Source organism: Hufsiella arboris (genome assembly GCF_009834875.1).
GTDB lineage: Bacteria > Bacteroidota > Bacteroidia > Sphingobacteriales > Sphingobacteriaceae > Hufsiella_A > Hufsiella_A arboris.
This window is the reverse complement of sequence record NZ_WVHT01000013.1, coordinates 29730-47289: the sequence shown is the minus strand read 5'-3', so window position 1 is coordinate 47289 and position 17560 is coordinate 29730. Positions and strand designations below refer to the sequence as shown.

Annotated in this window: 15 protein-coding genes and 5 tRNA genes; 2 read left to right on the top strand and 18 right to left on the bottom strand. The window is 40.5% G+C overall.

All coding sequences use genetic code 11. The features are described from left to right. Positions 1–9 precede the first annotated feature (9 nt). The 17 genes from rpoB to GS399_RS19130 all read right to left on the bottom strand — a co-directional run bounded on the left by rpoB (position 10) and on the right by GS399_RS19130 (position 11644). Entirely contained in the window at positions 10–3804 is a 3795-nt protein-coding gene (gene rpoB / locus GS399_RS19210; protein ID WP_439649254.1) for a DNA-directed RNA polymerase subunit beta, read from the bottom strand. Positions 3805–3968: 164 nt separating this feature from the next. After that, positions 3969–4349: a 50S ribosomal protein L7/L12 gene (rplL, locus tag GS399_RS19205; protein ID WP_130856890.1), complete on the bottom strand. Its 381-nt coding sequence runs from the start codon at positions 4347–4349 to the stop codon at positions 3969–3971. A gap of 59 nt (positions 4350–4408) precedes the next feature. Beyond that, entirely contained in the window at positions 4409–4927 is a 519-nt protein-coding gene (gene rplJ, locus GS399_RS19200; RefSeq protein ID WP_160846280.1) for a 50S ribosomal protein L10, read from the bottom strand. Between the two features lie 2 nt (positions 4928–4929). Next, the gene (gene rplA, locus GS399_RS19195; RefSeq protein WP_160846279.1) at positions 4930–5628 is read right to left on the bottom strand and encodes a 50S ribosomal protein L1; all 699 of its coding nucleotides are present in this window, start codon (positions 5626–5628) and stop codon (positions 4930–4932) included. A gap of 23 nt (positions 5629–5651) precedes the next feature. Next, positions 5652–6095 (bottom strand): 50S ribosomal protein L11, encoded by a 444-nt coding sequence (rplK, locus tag GS399_RS19190; protein WP_160846278.1) that lies wholly within the window; start codon positions 6093–6095, stop codon positions 5652–5654. 177 nt (positions 6096–6272) lie between these two features. Then, the gene (gene nusG, locus GS399_RS19185; protein ID WP_160846277.1) at positions 6273–6815 is read right to left on the bottom strand and encodes a transcription termination/antitermination protein NusG; all 543 of its coding nucleotides are present in this window, start codon (positions 6813–6815) and stop codon (positions 6273–6275) included. A gap of 12 nt (positions 6816–6827) precedes the next feature. After that, positions 6828–7022, bottom strand: coding sequence for a preprotein translocase subunit SecE (gene secE / locus GS399_RS19180; protein WP_160846276.1), 195 nt, complete (start codon positions 7020–7022; stop codon positions 6828–6830). Between the two features lie 17 nt (positions 7023–7039). Continuing rightward, positions 7040–7110, bottom strand: a tRNA-Trp gene (locus GS399_RS19175). 76 nt (positions 7111–7186) lie between these two features. Then, positions 7187–8374 carry an elongation factor Tu gene (tuf, locus tag GS399_RS19170; protein ID WP_160846275.1) on the bottom strand — a complete coding sequence of 396 codons (1188 nt, stop codon included), beginning with the start codon at positions 8372–8374 and terminating at the stop codon, positions 7187–7189. Positions 8375–8431: 57 nt separating this feature from the next. Further along, a tRNA-Thr gene (locus GS399_RS19165) sits at positions 8432–8503 on the bottom strand. A gap of 61 nt (positions 8504–8564) precedes the next feature. After that, positions 8565–8637: transfer RNA gene (locus GS399_RS19160), tRNA-Gly, on the bottom strand. A 79-nt stretch (positions 8638–8716) separates the two neighbouring features. Then, positions 8717–8797 (bottom strand) — tRNA-Tyr (locus GS399_RS19155). Between the two features lie 77 nt (positions 8798–8874). Continuing rightward, a tRNA-Thr gene (locus tag GS399_RS19150) sits at positions 8875–8947 on the bottom strand. A 177-nt stretch (positions 8948–9124) separates the two neighbouring features. Continuing rightward, on the bottom strand, positions 9125–9469 hold the full coding sequence (gene hpf / locus GS399_RS19145) for a ribosome hibernation-promoting factor, HPF/YfiA family (RefSeq protein ID WP_160846274.1): 345 nt from the start codon (positions 9467–9469) through the stop codon (positions 9125–9127). 14 nt (positions 9470–9483) lie between these two features. Continuing rightward, entirely contained in the window at positions 9484–10389 is a 906-nt protein-coding gene (locus GS399_RS19140) for a tyrosine-type recombinase/integrase (RefSeq protein ID WP_160846273.1), read from the bottom strand. Between the two features lie 68 nt (positions 10390–10457). Beyond that, complete coding sequence (rpsU, locus tag GS399_RS19135; protein ID WP_160846272.1) at positions 10458–10649, bottom strand: 30S ribosomal protein S21; 192 nt, start codon at positions 10647–10649, stop codon at positions 10458–10460. A gap of 86 nt (positions 10650–10735) precedes the next feature. Continuing rightward, a complete protein-coding gene (locus GS399_RS19130; RefSeq protein ID WP_160846271.1) occupies positions 10736–11644 on the bottom strand; it encodes a ComEA family DNA-binding protein in 909 nt (302 codons plus the stop codon). Between the two features lie 80 nt (positions 11645–11724). Here GS399_RS19130 and GS399_RS19125 point away from each other — a divergent pair, with 80 nt between their 5' ends. Both GS399_RS19125 and GS399_RS21020 read left to right on the top strand, forming a co-directional pair. Further along, positions 11725–13476, top strand: a complete 1752-nt coding sequence (locus tag GS399_RS19125; RefSeq protein ID WP_160846270.1) for a bifunctional lysophospholipid acyltransferase family protein/GNAT family N-acetyltransferase — start codon at positions 11725–11727, stop codon at positions 13474–13476. A 432-nt stretch (positions 13477–13908) separates the two neighbouring features. Beyond that, positions 13909–14037, top strand: a complete 129-nt coding sequence (locus GS399_RS21020; RefSeq protein ID WP_255491731.1) for a hypothetical protein — start codon at positions 13909–13911, stop codon at positions 14035–14037. 166 nt (positions 14038–14203) lie between these two features. On the opposite strand, the gene GS399_RS19120 is transcribed toward GS399_RS21020, so the two are convergent. Continuing rightward, positions 14204–17467 carry a TonB-dependent receptor gene (locus GS399_RS19120; RefSeq protein ID WP_160846269.1) on the bottom strand — a complete coding sequence of 1088 codons (3264 nt, stop codon included), beginning with the start codon at positions 17465–17467 and terminating at the stop codon, positions 14204–14206. Between the last annotated feature and the right edge of the window lie 93 nt (positions 17468–17560).

Here is a 17560-nt window from a genome sequence, read left to right as displayed (position 1 = left end):
TCGGCTTATTTAGTCTAACGTAATATCTAAACCTAATCCTCTTAATTCATGAACCAATACATTGAATGATTCAGGAACTGACGGCGTTGGCAGATTTTCACCTTTAACAATGGCTTCGTAAGTTTTAGCACGGCCTACAACATCATCCGACTTAACTGTCAGAATCTCCTGAAGGATATTTGAAGCACCGAATGCCTCAAGAGCCCAAACCTCCATCTCACCAAAACGCTGACCACCAAACTGAGCTTTACCACCCAACGGCTGTTGAGTAATCAATGAGTATGGTCCGATTGAACGGGCGTGCATCTTATCATCAACCATGTGACCAAGTTTCAGCATGTAAATAATACCTACTGTAGTTGGCTGGTCAAAGCGCTCACCAGTTAAGCCGTTGTGCAGGTAAGTCCTGCCTGAAGTCGGCACACCTGCCTTAGCAACCCACTCTTCAACTTCCGCATGTGATGCACCGTCAAAAATTGGCGTAGCGAACTTCATTCCAAGTTCTTTTCCTGCCCAGCCTAAAACTGTTTCGTAGATCTGTCCAAGGTTCATACGTGAAGGTACACCCAGTGGGTTCAACACAATATCAACCGGTGTTCCATCTTCAAGGAAAGGCATATCTTCATCACGTACGATACGTGCTACGATACCTTTGTTACCGTGACGGCCGGCCATCTTATCACCTACTTTCAGCTTACGTTTTTTAGCAATATAAACTTTAGCCATCTGAACGATTCCCGATGGAAGCTCATCACCAACGCTGATTGCAAACTTATCACGTTTGTAAGCACCAAGCTCTTCGTTAAGCTTAATGTTATAATTGTGAAGAGTCATTTTGATCAGTTCGTTCTTGTCATCATCAGTTGTCCATTTTGTTGGATTGATGTTGGCAAACTCAAGATCAGCGAGGATCTTTTGTGTGAACTTAACTCCTTTTGGAACTAAAAGCTCTTTGTATACATTATAAACTCCCTGAGAAGTTTTACCATTTACAATGGTGAACAACTTATCAAGTAACCCTTCTTTAAGTTGTTTAATCACTCTTTCGTGGCCATTGTCCAACTTATCTAAGGCTGCCTTTTCTTCAGCTTTTGAAGTTTTCTTAGCACGTGAGAATAATTTAGTATCGATAACTACACCACTAATTGATGGCGGAGTTTTTAAAGATGCATCTTTTACGTCACCTGCTTTGTCACCAAAGATTGCACGTAAAAGTTTTTCTTCCGGTGAAGGATCAGATTCGCCTTTTGGTGTGATCTTACCGATCAGGATGTCGCCTTCTTTAACTTCGGCACCAACACGGATAATTCCGTTCTCGTCAAGATCTTTCGTAGCCTCTTCTGAAACGTTTGGAATATCTGGTGTCAATTCCTCTTCGCCGCGTTTTGTATCACGAACTTCTAATTCAAACTCCTCGATGTGAAGAGATGTAAAGATGTCCTGAGAAACCACACGCTCCGAAATTACGATCGCATCCTCAAAGTTGAATCCTTGCCAAGGCATGAATGCTACTTTCAGGTTACGTCCCAAAGCTAATTCTCCGTCCTGTGTTGCATATCCTTCACAAAGCACCTGGCCTTTTTCAACTTTCTGGCCTTTTATTACAATTGGCTTAAGGTTAATACAAGTGCTTTGATTTGTTTTCTTGAACTTAGTTAAGCGGTATGATTTAACTTCACCTTCGAACGATACAAGAACATCATCCTCATTACGTTCGTAACGGATCTTGATCTCATTAGCATCTACGTATTCAACAACACCATTTCCTTCAGCGTTAATAAGCGTACGTGAGTCACGTGCAACGCGGCCTTCTAAGCCAGTTCCAACAATAGGAGCTTCAGGGCGTAATAACGGCACTGCCTGGCGCTGCATATTCGATCCCATCAAAGCACGGTTAGCATCATCATGCTCAAGGAACGGAATCAATGAAGCCGCAATCGAGGTGATCTGGTTTGGAGCAACGTCCATAAGATCAAGTTTTTCAGGCTCGATAACCGGGAAGTCACCTTCAAAACGTGCTTTTACACGCGGTGTCTCAAAGTTACCTTTATCATCATACGATGCATTTGCCTGAGCGATCGTTTTACCGTCTTCATCTTCAGCAGATAAATAAATTACCGGTTCTTCAACAACAACACGACCATTGTCGACCTTACGATAAGGAGTTTCAATGAAACCTAAGTTATTGATCTTCGCATGAACGCAAAGTGACGAAATCAAACCAATGTTCGGTCCTTCCGGAGTTTCGATTGTACACAAACGACCGTAATGCGTATAGTGAACGTCACGAACCTCGAAACCTGCACGCTCACGAGATAGACCGCCTGGGCCTAAAGCTGACAAACGACGCTTGTGAGTGATCTCTGCAAGCGGATTTGTTTGATCCATGAACTGTGACAACTGGTTTGTTCCAAAGAATGAGTTGATCACCGATGATAGTGTACGTGCGTTGATCAAATCAGTTGGAGTAAACACCTCATTGTCGCGGATGTTCATACGTTCACGAATAGTACGTGCCATACGAGCCAAACCAACACCGAACTGTGCATACAACTGCTCACCAACCGTACGAACACGACGATTTGATAAGTGATCGATATCATCCACTTCCGCTTTCGAGTTGATCAGTTTGATCAGATATTTAACGATAGCGATAATATCCTGCTTAGTTAACACCTTAGTTTCATCAGGTGTATCCAGCTTTAATTTACGGTTGATGCGGTAACGACCAACATCTCCCAAATCATATCTTTTATCCGAGAAGAATAAACGATCAATGATACCACGAGCTGTTTCTTCATCAGGTGGTTCAGCGTTACGTAATTGACGATAGATATGCTCTACCGCTTCTTTCTCAGAGTTTGAAGTATCTTTTTGTAATGTATTATAGATGATTGAGTAATCAGCATTGTTAGATGCATCTTCTTTAGTCAAGATGATGGTTTTAACACCTGCGTCAACAATCATATCGATGTGATCATCTTCAAGAATAGTTTCACGCTCAAGAATAATCTCGTTACGGTCAATTGAAACTACCTCACCGGTATCTTCATCGACAAAATCCTCCACCCACTTCTTCAATACTCTCGCAGCAAGCTTACGGCCGGTGAATTTCTTCAAGCCAGATTTGCTCACTTTTACTTCATCAGCCAATTCGAATAGTTCAAGAATGTCCTTGTCTGAATCGTAGCCGATGGCACGCAGTAAAGTAGTTACCGGGAATTTTTTCTTACGGTCGATGTAAGCGTACATCACGTTGTTAACGTCTGTAGCAAACTCGATCCATGATCCTTTAAAAGGAATTACACGGGCAGAATACAATTTCGTTCCGTTTGTGTGGCGGCTTTGGCCGAAAAACACACCCGGTGAGCGGTGTAATTGTGACACAATAACACGTTCCGCACCGTTTACAACAAATGTTCCTTTTGGCGTCATATAAGGGATAGTTCCCAAATAAACATCCTGAACAATTGTTTCAAAATCTTCGTGTTCCTCGTCATTACATGAAAGACGAAGCTTAGCCTTTAGAGGCACACTGTAAGTTAAACCACGCTCAATACATTCCTGAATGTCGTAACGTGGCGGATCAATAAAATAATCAAGGAACTCAAGAACAAAAATGTTGCGTGAGTCTGAAATCGGAAAGTTTTCAGAAAAAACCTTGAACAGCCCTTCCTGATGGCGGTTGTCAGAAGTTGTTTCTAACTGGAAAAACTCCCTGAAAGATTCTAATTGCACATCCAGAAAATCCGGATAGTCGATAACCTTTTTGCTGGTTGCAAAGTTTACTCTTTCGTTGCGCATATTGTTGTTTGCCAAGGGATTTGAGATTTTAGTTTAAAAAATAAACTGCGACTTTTTTTCTGCCGGCTGGCGGATTGTAAAGTCAAACAATAACGGGTATATACAAATGGCAATAGACCCCGGTGAAAACCGGAGTCTAAAACCATTAATAAGATATGTTGGAATTATTTAATTTCAACAACAGCTCCTGCTTCTTCTAATTGTTTCTTCAAAGCTTCAGCTTCGTCTTTAGCAACACCAGCTTTCAATTCTTTTGGTGCTCCGTCAACTAGATCTTTTGCTTCTTTCAAACCTAGACCAGTTAAATCTTTAACCAATTTAACAACTGCTAATTTTTGGCCTCCAGCTTCTTTCAGAATAACATCGAAAGAAGTTTTCTCTTCAGCAGCAGCAGGTGCATCACCACCAGCAGCCGGACCAGCAACTGCAACTGCAGCAGCAGCAGGCTCAATACCATACTCGTCTTTTAAGATTTGAGCTAACTCGTTAACTTCTTTTACTGTTAAGTTTACTAACTGCTCAGCAAACGCTTTTAAATCTGCCATTGTATTTTGTTTTTGAAAAATTACTAATTTTTAAATGTTCGAAACTTTCAGGCGTTCGATTAACCTCTTTCTTGTAATGTTTTAACAATTCCTGCGATTTTGCTACCACCTGACTTAAGTCCGGAAATAACGTTTTTAGCTGGAGATTGCAGTAATGCGATAATATCGCCAACGAGCTCTTCTTTCGATTTCAGAGTAGCCAGAGCATCTAATTGCTTGTCGCCGATAAATACGGCTGAATCAATGTAGGCACCTTTAAGAACCGGCTTATCACTACCTTTTCTAAGTTCTTTGATAACTTTAGCAGGTGCATTAGCTACCGTTGAAAATAGAATAGTTGATGAACCTTTTAGGGCTTCTTTAAGTTCTCCTGAATCAACTCCTGCTGCTTCTAACGCCTTAGTAATAAGGGTATTTTTAGCAACCTGGATCTTGATATCCTTTTCGAAAAATTTGCGACGGATTTCATTGATCTTAGCAACAGTTAGATTGGAAGTATCAGTAATATAAAAATTACCGTACTCTTTGATCTGCTCAGTTAAGCTTTGAACAATCTCTTGTTTTTCTTCTCTATTCATGATTAGATCCCCGCTACTGATTTAGTTTCAATTTCAATTCCCGGACTCATTGTCGAAGAAACATGAATGCTCTTGAAATAAGTTCCTTTCGCAGCTGATGGCTTTAATTTAGAGATCGTTTGAATTACTTCTAACGCATTCTCATAAATTTTATTTGCATCAAATGATACCTTTCCTATAGAAGCATGGATGATACCGGTTTTGTCAACCTTGAAATCGATCTTACCGCCTTTTACATCAGTTACTGCTTTACCAACTTCGGTAGTTACAGTTCCTGATTTAGGGTTTGGCATAAGGTTACGAGGACCTAAAATACGTCCGAGTTTACCTACTTTAGCCATAACACTAGGCATAGTAATAATGATGTCAACGTCAGTCCAGCCACCTTCTATCTTAGCAATATATTCATCTAAACCAACAAAATCTGCGCCTGCTGCCTTAGCTTCTTCTTCCTTATCAGGAGTTACTAAAGCTAAAACACGTACAGTTTTACCGGTTCCATGAGGTAATGTTGCAATACCACGTACCATTTGATTGGCTTTACGCGGATCAACACCTAAACGAACATCAATATCAACTGATGCATCGAATTTGGTGGTTGTGATTTCTTTTACAAGAGCAGTAGCGTCCTGCAAAGAATATGCTTTACCAGCCTCAAGTTTTGAATGTGCCGTTTTTTGATTTTTTGTTAATCTAGCCACTTCTTAAACTGATTTTGTGTTAATTAATTATTCCAGGGAGCTGAACCGCTAACGGTTATCCCCATACTGCGAGCTGTACCAGCAACCATTTTCATCGCTGATTCTACAGTAAATGCATTTAAGTCAACCATTTTATCTTTTGCAATAGTTTCAACCTGCTCCCAGTTTACACTGGCAACTTTTTTACGGTTTGGCTCTGCTGATCCACTTTTAATACCTGTAGCTTCTAAAAGCTGGATGGCAACTGGTGGAGTTTTGATAATAAAGTCAAATGACTTATCGGCATAAACAGTGATTACAACTGGCAATACTTTACCTGGCTTGTCTTGGGTACGTGCATTGAATTGCTTGCAAAACTCCATAATATTCACCCCTTTAGCACCCAATGCAGGTCCTACCGGAGGTGATGGATTTGCAGCGCCACCCTTAACTTGTAATTTTACTAACGCACTGACTTCTTTTGCCATTTTAATTTACTTTATTTATTACTCAATGTTAGTAAGTTGGAAGCTATGTAACATTTAAGATTTTTTTGAACTTGATTGAAGATTTAAAAAAACTTTTTTACCTTACACTCGCATTCAAATAGTTTGCAAAGATCGGGTTATAACAGCAATATATCGTCATAACCAATCCATATTTTATTATTCTTTTTCTACCTGCATGTAATTTAACTCCAGAGGAGTACGGCGCCCGAAGATCTTGACCATCACTTTCAACTTCTTTTTCTCTTCGTTCACTTCTTCAATTACGCCAGTAAATCCGTTGAACGGCCCATCCATTACCTTGACGTTTTCGCCAACATAATATGGAACGTTCATCATTTCGCCCTGCTCGCTCATCTCATCCACTTTACCGAGGATACGATTCACTTCTGCAGCACGCATAGGCACGGCATTTCCGCCTTTATCTCCTAAAAAGCCGATAACACTGTTTACATTTTTAATGATGTGTTCTAATTCACCGTCCAATGCAGCCTCAATTAATACATAACCAGGATAGTAGTTACGCTCTTTGGCAATTTTTTTTCCATCACGCATCTGATAGTATTTTTCCATAGGAATTAATACTTGCGGTATCATATGCGAAATGCCAAGACGGTTAATCTCAGCTTCCAGGTATTGCTTTACTTTTTTTTCTTTACCGCTTACTGCACGAACGACATACCATTTCAATTGATCACTCATTTCCTTTTCAGTTTAAGCAAGTGATTTATAGAACAGCTCGAGTAATCCGCCGGCAGAACGGTCCATCGCTAATACTATCAAAGCAATAATGATAGAAGCAACTAAAACAATAACAGCAGAATTTTGCAATTCTCTCCAGGTAGGCCATGTAACCTTCTGGGTCATTTCAATATATGATTCTTTTATAAATTCAGTTACGTTCGCCATTTATTTCAGCTTATAAGCACGGGAACAAGGATTCGAACCCTGATCAAAGGTTTTGGAGACCTCTATTCTACCGTTGAACTATTCCCGTGTGTTTTTAGATAACAAAGTACCCAGAAATAAATCTGAGTACTTTGAGTATACTTTTCTATCCTAAAAGGCTAGAATTATTTTAAAATTTCAGTTACCTGACCAGCACCTACGGTTCTGCCACCTTCACGGATAGCGAAACGAAGACCTTTTTCCATCGCGATAGCGTTGATCAACTTAACAGTGATTGTAACGTTATCACCAGGCATAACCATTTCTACACCTTCAGCTAGTGAAATTTCACCAGTTACGTCTGTAGTACGGAAATAGAATTGCGGGCGGTATTTGTTGAAGAATGGAGTGTGACGGCCACCTTCTGCTTTTGACAATACGTAAACCTCAGCTTTGAAATCTGTGTGAGGAGTTACTGAACCTGGTTTACAGATAACCATACCACGACGGATATCAGTTTTCTCAATACCACGTAACAATAAACCTACGTTGTCACCTGCTTCACCTCTGTCAAGGATCTTACGAAACATCTCAACACCTGTTACAGTTGATTTCAAGTTCTCAGCACCCATACCAAGGATTTCAACCGGCTCACCTGAGTTGATTACACCACGCTCGATACGGCCAGTTGCTACTGTACCACGACCAGTGATTGAGAATACGTCCTCAACTGGCATCAAGAATGGAAGCTCAGTCAAACGTGGAGGAATTGGAATGTAGTTATCTACAGCATCCATTAGCTCCATGATTTTTCCAACCCATTTAGCATCTCCGTTCAAACCACCAAGTGCTGAACCTTGTACTACTGGAATATCATCGCCTGGGAATTCGTAGAATGATAATAATTCACGGATTTCCATTTCAACAAGTTCCAATAATTCCGGATCGTCAACCATATCCACTTTGTTCATGAAAACAACAAGCGCTGGTACACCTACCTGACGAGCCAAAAGGATGTGCTCGCGAGTTTGTGGCATCGGACCATCCGTAGAAGCAACTACAAGGATAGCACCATCCATTTGAGCAGCACCTGTAACCATGTTCTTCACATAGTCAGCGTGACCTGGACAGTCAACGTGAGCATAGTGACGGTTAGCAGTTGAGTACTCAACGTGTGCTGTATTAATAGTGATACCTCTTTCTTTTTCTTCAGGAGCTGAGTCGATTGAATCGAAAGAACGAGCTTCAGATAAACCTGCATCAGCCAATACTTTTGTAATAGCGGCAGTTAAAGTTGTTTTACCGTGGTCAACGTGACCGATAGTACCGATGTTTAAGTGCGGCTTACTGCGGTCAAATTTTTCTTTTGCCATTTTTTTATACTTATTAGTAGGTTATTTATATTTATTGTTTGAATTAAATGCAACCTGAGCCAAAGATGGGACTTGAACCCACGACCTCTTCCTTACCAAGGAAGTGCTCTACCGCTGAGCTACTTCGGCTTTTAACGCTAAACAGTTAACAGCTAAGTTTCCTTTGCCATTAACTACGATTAGCTCATTGAGCGGAAGACGAGGTTCGAACTCGCGACCTATAGCTTGGAAGGCTATCGCTCTACCAACTGAGCTACTTCCGCTTCTGTATTCAGATTTATGATTTTTGAATTACAAGCGATACGACAATCAATAGTAATCATTAATCTAAAATCAATATTGTGGGGGGAGAAGGATTCGAACCTTCGTAGCCGAAGCAACGGATTTACAGTCCGTCCCATTTGACCGCTCTGGTATCCCCCCAATGATCAGAGATTTATAATTTCAGATTTACGATTTAAACCGTAAATCAAAAAAATCTTCAATCTAAAATCAAAAAGAGCCTCCTATCGGGATCGAACCAATGACCTACTGATTACAAGTCAGTTGCTCTACCAGCTGAGCTAAGGAGGCTTATGTTTTATTACTTTACAATAGTTTAAAAGAACAATACGGATTTATTTTTGCTTGTATAGCACCCTTCCGTAAGGGACTGCAAATCTACAAAAATTAATACCTCTGCAAAATTTTTTTCAAAAAAAATTCGACTGCTTTCCGGCAGTCGAATTTAGCGATATGATAATGAGTATTTTAGATAATATTTTCGTTTTCTACAAGTATTTCTTTGTGATTACTTACTTTCGAACGAACTTTCGTTTTGTGCTTATCTACCTGCTTGCGCAGCGATTCAATCGCAAGATCGGTAGCCTCTTCAAAACTTTTACATTGCTCTTTGGTAAAAAGCTGTTGACCTGGGAGCGTTAACTTGATCTCCGTTATCTTGTTAGATTCATCTCCTGTATTTTCGAGTTTTAAATAAACTTCACCACTAATGATGTGGTCAAAGAACAGGTCTAACTTGTCGACTTTTTTCTGAATAAAATCCAATAGTTTCCTATCAGCATTAAAGTGAATTGATTGAACACTAATTTTCATGTTAACCTCCATTTTTAAGCCTTTGGATGGGCTTGTTTATAAATTAATTTTAATCGCTCAACGGAATTGTGGGTATAGATCTGCGTAGCCGCAAGATTTGAATGGCCCAGAAGTTCTTTAATGGAATTTATATCGGCTCCGTCATTTAATAAACTGGTAGCAAATGAGTGCCTGAGCACATGGGGACTTTTTTTCTTTTGAGTAGATATCATTTCCAGGTATCTATTAACGGTCCTATAAATAAACTTTGGATATACAGGATATCCTGAATTTGTAACGATCAACGTTAACGATTTGTTATCAAAACTTTGATTTTTTTTTAATTCCTGATATTCTGTTAAAAGTTGTTTCAGAGAAAAGTTAATCGGAACAATCCTTTCCTTATTACGCTTACCCAAAACTTTGAGCACGTTGCCCTGATAGTCGATGTCAGTTTGCTTGAGGTTGACAAGCTCCGCAAGGCGAATTCCGGTTCCAAAAAGTATTTCAATAACCAGCTTGTCTCGTAATCCAAAGAAATCGTCCGTAAATGCTTTTTCCAGTGTCTGCGGATCATCAATTTTGTTATCTAATAATTGAACGAGCTTAGTCTCTTCCACAAAAGTTGGCAATTTCTTTGGAATTTTGGGTGGCACGACCAATACTAAGGGGTCATTGTCGATCAAACTTTCACGAAGAAGAAACTTATAAAGGGAACGCAGAGCGGAAAGTTTGCGATTAATAGTTTTCGCCTCTCTGCCATTTTCAAGCAGTTCAACCAGCCAGCTGCGTATATGCTGATGTTGCACTTCGGGAATTAATAATTCGCTCTGTTCTAAGAATGTACTGAACTGATCGAGATCATTTTTATAAGCGTTTAAGGTATGAACAGAAACCCTTTTTTCGTATTGGAGATACTGGAGAAAACGCTCTATAAACATCAAAAACTATTTATATATCCAAAATTGAATATACAAATAGTTTCGATATAGTTTGGTGAATATTGTAATTAAACAGTTTCCTGATTAAGGCCTTGTTTATAAATCGCTTTTTTCACAACATTGCGACGTGCTACAGATTTTTTCTCAAAAGCCTGACGACTGCGTAACTCTCTTAAAACACCTGTTTTTTCGAATTTCTTTTTGAAGCGTTTTAACGCTTTGTCCAATGATTCGCCTTCTTTTACGTTGATAATAATCATAACTCTGTAATACCTCCTTTCAGTTAGGACGACAAAGATAGTGATTTTTAACACATTAAAAATAAAAATTTCAATTAAGGAGCTTGTTAAAACTCGAGGTATGGTTTGATACGCTCAATAACGTCGTTGTTTAAAATCGCGATATTTTTCAGATCATCCGCGCCATTAAAATTTCCATGTTGTTTACGGTATTTTACAATGGCATTCATTTGCTTATATGTAAGGTAGGGATGCTGTTTCAAATCGTCAAACGTAGCGGTATTGATGTTAATTTTTTTCACCTGGCTGCTGCCGACAAAAGTTTGAGGAACGATCTGCCGGAACTTTGCCGAATCAATGCCAAATACTTCTCGTAACTGGTCTTTACTGACGAATCCACCCAGGCGATCCCTGTATTTAATAATTCGCAGAGCAAATGCCGGCCCTATTCCGTCGACGGTTTCAAGTTCTGCAGAATCTGCTTGATTCAAATCAATATAAATGGCGGCTTTTACTTTCTTTACATAAACTGCTTTGGTTTCACTAAACTTTTGAAATTTCTCATCACCGTTCGGCAGCTGGATATATGGCGCGAGCCTTTGATAATCTTCCGGTGTTATAGAGTAGATTTTTTGCAGGTCTTCTTTTTTATGAAAATGCCCGCCTTTGCTTACATAATTTAGGATCACTTTGGCTTGTCGGCTGCGGAGGCCAAGCCTGAGCCATTCACTTTCAGAAAGCTTATTTGGATCGAACATAAAGTAGTCGGGCTCCAGTTCCGCATCTTCAAGCTTATCTTTTACCTGTCTGTAAGTTGAGCGTTTCGTTTCGGCCGACGCGATAAATTCATCGACCTGTTTCTGAAAAGTAATCGATTGATCAATACGCTTTGGCAGAAATGCCTGATAAATAGAAGGAACAATCAATATAAATAGTAACAGTAAACTGAGCACCATCAGCCCGTTTAACTCTTTTTTTGTAAATCCGAAATAAGATTTTAGGTATCGTTTAATCAAAGCGAAGTTTTTTATTCTAAATTTAAAGGATATTTTTAGAAATTTGGAGCTTTTTCAATAGCAGGAAGCAAGGAAATTGTATGAAGATAATTACTAAAGAGGAATTTGCCAAAGCCACCAAAATCGATAAGCTACGGATGCCCGGACTTGCGTCCTTCCTGATGGAGATCATGAAAATCAATGATGTAAATGAAGCTTTTTCTAAGGCTCAGCATCTTGAGGGTACCGCGTTTGTGGATAAAATCCTGCAGGTATTCGGCGTCAAAGTTGAATACAACAAAGAAGAACTAGAAAATTTGCCAAAGGACGGAGCTTTTATAGCCATTGCAAATCATCCGTACGGCGGAATAGAAGGTTTGGTGCTGCTCCGAATTTTACTGGAAAAAAGGCCGGATGCCAAACTCATGGCAAACTTCATTTTAAAGAAGATTCCAAACCTCAGCGATTATTTCATTGCAGTAAACCCGTTTGAAAATATAGACCATTCTTCGAGCATCAGTGGAATAAAAACTACCCTGGAATTGTTAAGAGATGGAACACCAATCGGTATATTCCCTGCCGGCGAAGTGTCGACCTTTAAAATCGAGAGCCAGCAAGTAACCGACAAGTTATGGCATCCCGTTGTTGGTAAAATTATTGCGAAAGCCAAGGTTCCCGTAATTCCTATTTACTTCCATGGAAATAACGGATTACTTTTTAACCTGCTTAGCCTGATTCATCCGACTCTGCGGACAGCAAAACTTCCTTCCGAACTATTTAACAAACAGGGACATACTATCAAACTGCGAATTGGCAAGCCGATTAACATTGAAGATGTCCCAAACCACAACAACACTAATAATTTACTGAATTACCTGCGTGCTAAAACCTATGCACTGGGCGCCGGACTTGAAAACGAAAAGAAATTATTCAGTCCGAGTAATCTTTTTAAGATTAAAAAATATCCCGAAAGAATTGTTCCTCCTGTAAAACCGGATGCCCTGGTTTCAGAAGTTGCCCAGCTGGAAAATTATAAAATATGGGATGAGAAGAATTACGAAGTATATATCGTACCAACTTCTAAAATTCCCAATACAATTAAAGAAATAGGACGGTTACGTGAAGTGACGTTCCGTGAAGTGGGCGAAGGCACCAATAAGGCGATCGACCTCGATGAGTATGACATTTACTACAATCACCTTTTCATCTGGGATAAGGAAGCCGAAATGCTTGTGGGCGGTTACCGCATAGGTAAAGGAGACGAGATTTTTTACAGTATGGGAAAACGGGGCTTTTACATCTCCGAACTGTTTAAGATAAAGGAACAGTTTTTCCCGGTTCTTCGCAGCTGTCTCGAGATGGGCCGCTCCTGGATTCGTAAAGAGTATCAAAACAAACCGCTTCCGCTATTTTTAATGTGGAAAGCAATTTGCAAGTACCTGATTGACAACCCACGGTATCGCTACATGATCGGCCCTGTTAGCATCAGTAATCGCTTCTCACAACTATCCAAATCAATTATTGTGGATTACATCACCAGAAACTGGTTTGATCACGAGAAAGCCCAGTACATAAAACCTAAAAAGAAATTCAAGGTTGATTTCGCCAGCATCAACGCCGATATTCTGCTTGACGATACAGAATCGTTCAAAGACCTTGACAAACTTATTTCCGAAATCGAAACGTCACATATGAAAGTTCCGGTATTGCTTCGCCAATATATGAATTTAAATGCCCGGATTATCAGCTTCAATATAGACCCGAAATTCGCTGATTGCCTTGATGGCTTTTTGATCGTCGATGTAGAAAAGATTCCGGCGGAAATGATTGAGAAGTTAAGCAAGAATTTTTGATGCTTGTATAGTCACGATTAGTATTTGTAACATGCATATCTGTCAAATATAGGCTACTATTTCACAACCTGTCTAGATGTGATATTTAGGTTTTTGAAATGATTGTGCTTTACATCTCGTCTTTCCTCCTGCTCTGCACTTACAACGCGTAGACGTGAGTCAATGCTATTAAGTTGAGATGTCAATAAAATTGGCGCAATTCATAACATAACTGTGCAGTTATTTGAAAAGCAATGCCAGTAATCCTTTCGTCCTTTCGTCCCGTGCTACGCTAATACGCCACAAGGCCTTAACCGCATTGGCCGGTATCCGCTTTGCCCGGGTTTAGCTTGCAATGTCCGCATTCTATAGCACCGGTACCAAAAAGTCAAGCATCAGGCCATTGCTGTATGAACTGCTACAAACTGCAATTAAATCATTAAAAATACCACGTTGAGCAGAGTCGAAATGTGCTTTGCACAGGCTTGCGTTACTATGGAAGTTTGCCCTGTGTACTATAACCCGGTTGAAGCGGTTACCCCGGAACGAAGAATTGGAGAAGTGCGGATGAGTGAGGAGTAAAAGCGAAAAACGGGACTATCGGATACTACAACGGAAGAACACTGCTTTCAAAACGAATTACTCTATCTAAGAAATAGATACGCTATAAGTACAACAAATTACGTAAACGAACAAAGGCCAGGAAATCCCGGCCTTTGTTCGTTTATTTATTATACAATATCCGCTATTAGAACGAATACCTTAATCCCAGTTGCATCTGATAACGTGATGCAAAGAAATCTTTTGAGTAAGGAGTTCCCGGATCTGACCACGTATAAGCCGGATATCCGTTTACTACTAACGGAACAGTTGCTCCCGCTGCATTTTTAACAGTCGTTTGTTTCAAACCAACACCAGCCATTGAGTTAAAGGTGTTTGGAGAGAAATATTGAATACCCCAATCCTTATTTAACAGGTTTGTAAGGTTAACGATATCGTATGTAAAAGTAACGGTATGTTTCTTATTGATAACGAAATCCTGGGAGAAACGGAAATCTGCCTGAGTGTTCCATGGCGTGCGACCGCCGTTACGCTCGGTGAAATCCCCTCTTCTACCGTTCAGGTATTTATTGTTGTTGATATAGTTATCAAACTCTGAGGCTTGTTGAACCGCAGTTTTTCCGCCGGGAATATCAGCGAAGAATTTTGAAGTTTCTCCCGCGTTTGGTATGTAAACCAAACTAACCTGCTGACCAGTTCCGTCGATCGTAGCATTTACGAAACCATATGAAAACGGCGCGCCAGACTGTGCACTAACAAATAACGAGAAGTTAGAAATGTATTTATTTTTCTTATTCCAGTTAAGTCGGTAGTTAACAGACGATACGATCCGGTTGCGCACATCGAAGTTGGAGTATGTAAGCTGCGGACTGTTTGGATTCAGGGCCTGGTTCAATTGCCAGTTTGATTCCATCGAGTTACGAATACCATTTGTGATATCCTTCGATTGTCCGTAGGTATAAGCGGCCATGAAACCTAAACCGAAAGGAAATGAGCGGCTAACCTGGCCAGTGATACTATAACGGTACCCTTTATCAGTATTTGAAAGCAGGTAAGCATTTGTGTACAAAGGATTGATTTTGCTTCCTGAATAAATTGGCTGCTGATGTTGTGTATCGTAAGCGAAGTAAGTGGGATTATCGACGTAATTTACCTGCTGGAACTGAAGGTCTTTAATAACTTTAGTATAAATTCCTTCTACCGTAAATTTCCATTGATTTGATGTGGTATAATCCAGGCCAAGACTGCTTCTCCAGGCTTGCGGCATTTTGAAATTATTATCGATCAAATCCACCTGGGTAGCTCCTTTGGCATCGCTGGTATTGACGCCTTGCTCAGCAACAAAGCCAGCCTCGCCATTTCCAGTTAATCCATCACTGATAGGATCAGAACCTGGGGCAAATGGTTTCGAAGACGAGCGGTTGTCATAAGCTCCGTAGGTTACGCCATTGTTATAATAAGCATATCCTAACCAGGCAAAAGGAATCCGGCCGGTAAATAACCCGGTTCCTCCGCGAAGGATCACACTTTGGTCGCCTTTGACGTCGTAATTAAATCCTAAGCGCGGCGACACCTGAACTTTTCCAAAAAAATCATTCTTAATATTTTTCGGTTGAGTGTAGGTATAGGTAGTTCCGTAATTGGGATCAACCGGCGCATTTATAGTTTTATCGCTTAAAGGCTGCATGTTCGGCAGGTCAGCCAAATCAAAACGAATACCGGGAGATAGTTTCAACTTATCGCCGATCTGAATATCATCCTGCGCATATAAGCTGTACATATTCACTTTAAACTCCGCTGGCGGATTACTCATGATATTATCGCGTGAGTTATTTGAATAGTTATAATTGGTACGAACGCGGCTTGGATTGTTATTAAGGAAGTCAGCAATGGAAGCATAATCCACGCGACCGTTCCACGAGTTGACAAAACCGTAAGTAATGTTGTAAAGCTCGTTGTGTGTACCGAAAGTAAACGTATGATTTCCTTTTGTCCATGTCAGGTTATCGGTAAACTCAAGCGTTTTTTGCTTCATGTTGAAGATACTAGCCTCGCGGTCTGTTCCGGCGAAAATCGTTGTTCCGGATGTTAAGCCGGTGATCTGGAGTTGAGGAACCGCGGCGTTGGATAATGGATCACGATAATCGTGAATATCGGAGTACCCCGCGATAAAACTGTTCGACAGGTTATTCGAAACTCTCGATTTCAATTCAGCAACTGTGGATGATTGATTGTTGGTTTGCTTGTAATCAATCCCTCCGAAACGGAAGTTCTGCTGGTCACGCTCCAGGTTGGTAGCTTCTGAAGTGATGGTATTATTCCGGATAGATAACTGGTTTTTATCGTTGATATTCCAGTCTAAACGGTTAAAGAATTTATTGGAGTTCGAAAATATCTTGTAGTTATTATAAGTACCCGCGTCAATTCCATAAACGCTGCTCAACCTGTCGCTGATTTTTTGCGCGCTTGCCAAATCGATCACTTTGGAAATGTCGGGCGAGCCGGCACCAAGTATTATCGGGTCGTTACGACGGGTAATTTCTTCGTTTGTAAAGAAGAATAATTTATCTTTTATAATAGGAAATCCTAAACGGACACCGGTTTGATACTCATGAAAGCCTTTAGGTTCTTTTGATCCGTCGCCGGCATTATTGGGTCCAATAAATGAAGAGTTACGCCCAAAACCGTAAACGGATCCGCTTACTTTGTTGGTACCGCTGCGTGTCACGGCATTGATACTACCTCCTGTAAAATTCCCGATCTTCACATCGTAGGGAGCAAGGTAAACCTGGATATCCTGAATTGCATCCAATGAAACGGGGCTTGTACGGGTACTGCTGCCTGGCTGGCCGGAGGTATTGGTCTGTCCTCCCTGCGATGGACTAAAACCGATCGCGTCATTATTTATGGCGCCATCAAGCGTTACGTTATTATAACGGAAGTTGGTTCCTAAAAAAGAATTGTTATTGCTTTGGGGAGTTACGCGTGTTAAATCCTGCAAGCTTCTGCTTAATGATGGCAGCGTTTTAATCTGCGCCTGGCTGATATTGGTACCCGCTCCGTTGCGTCTTGCCGTACGGTTAGCACCACTAACAACAACTTCTTTCAAAGCGGTAGCTTCCTGCTGCATAGCGAAGTTAAGCGTGGTGCTTCCTAAGCCAAGGTTAACATCATTGGACTCCTGTTTTGTAAAACCAACATAAGTAACTGTAATGGTGTAAGGGCCACCAGGATTAATGTTGGTGAGTGTGTAACGTCCGTCAGCATTGGTGGATGCGCCGTATTTGGTACCAGTTGACGTATTGACTACGCTTACTGATACTCCTGGTAATGCCTCGCCTTTAGCATCGATTACTTTCCCGCTTATCTGGGATGTAGTAACCTGTGCATATAAACCAGCATAACTGCCGAGGCTTATAAATGTGATAAGTAAAAATCTGACAATTTTCATTTCGTGCTTATTGATGGCACAAAATTGAGGCGGAGATATTAAGACAATGTTAACAAATGATTACCATTCATGCATTTTTAACGAAATGGTAAG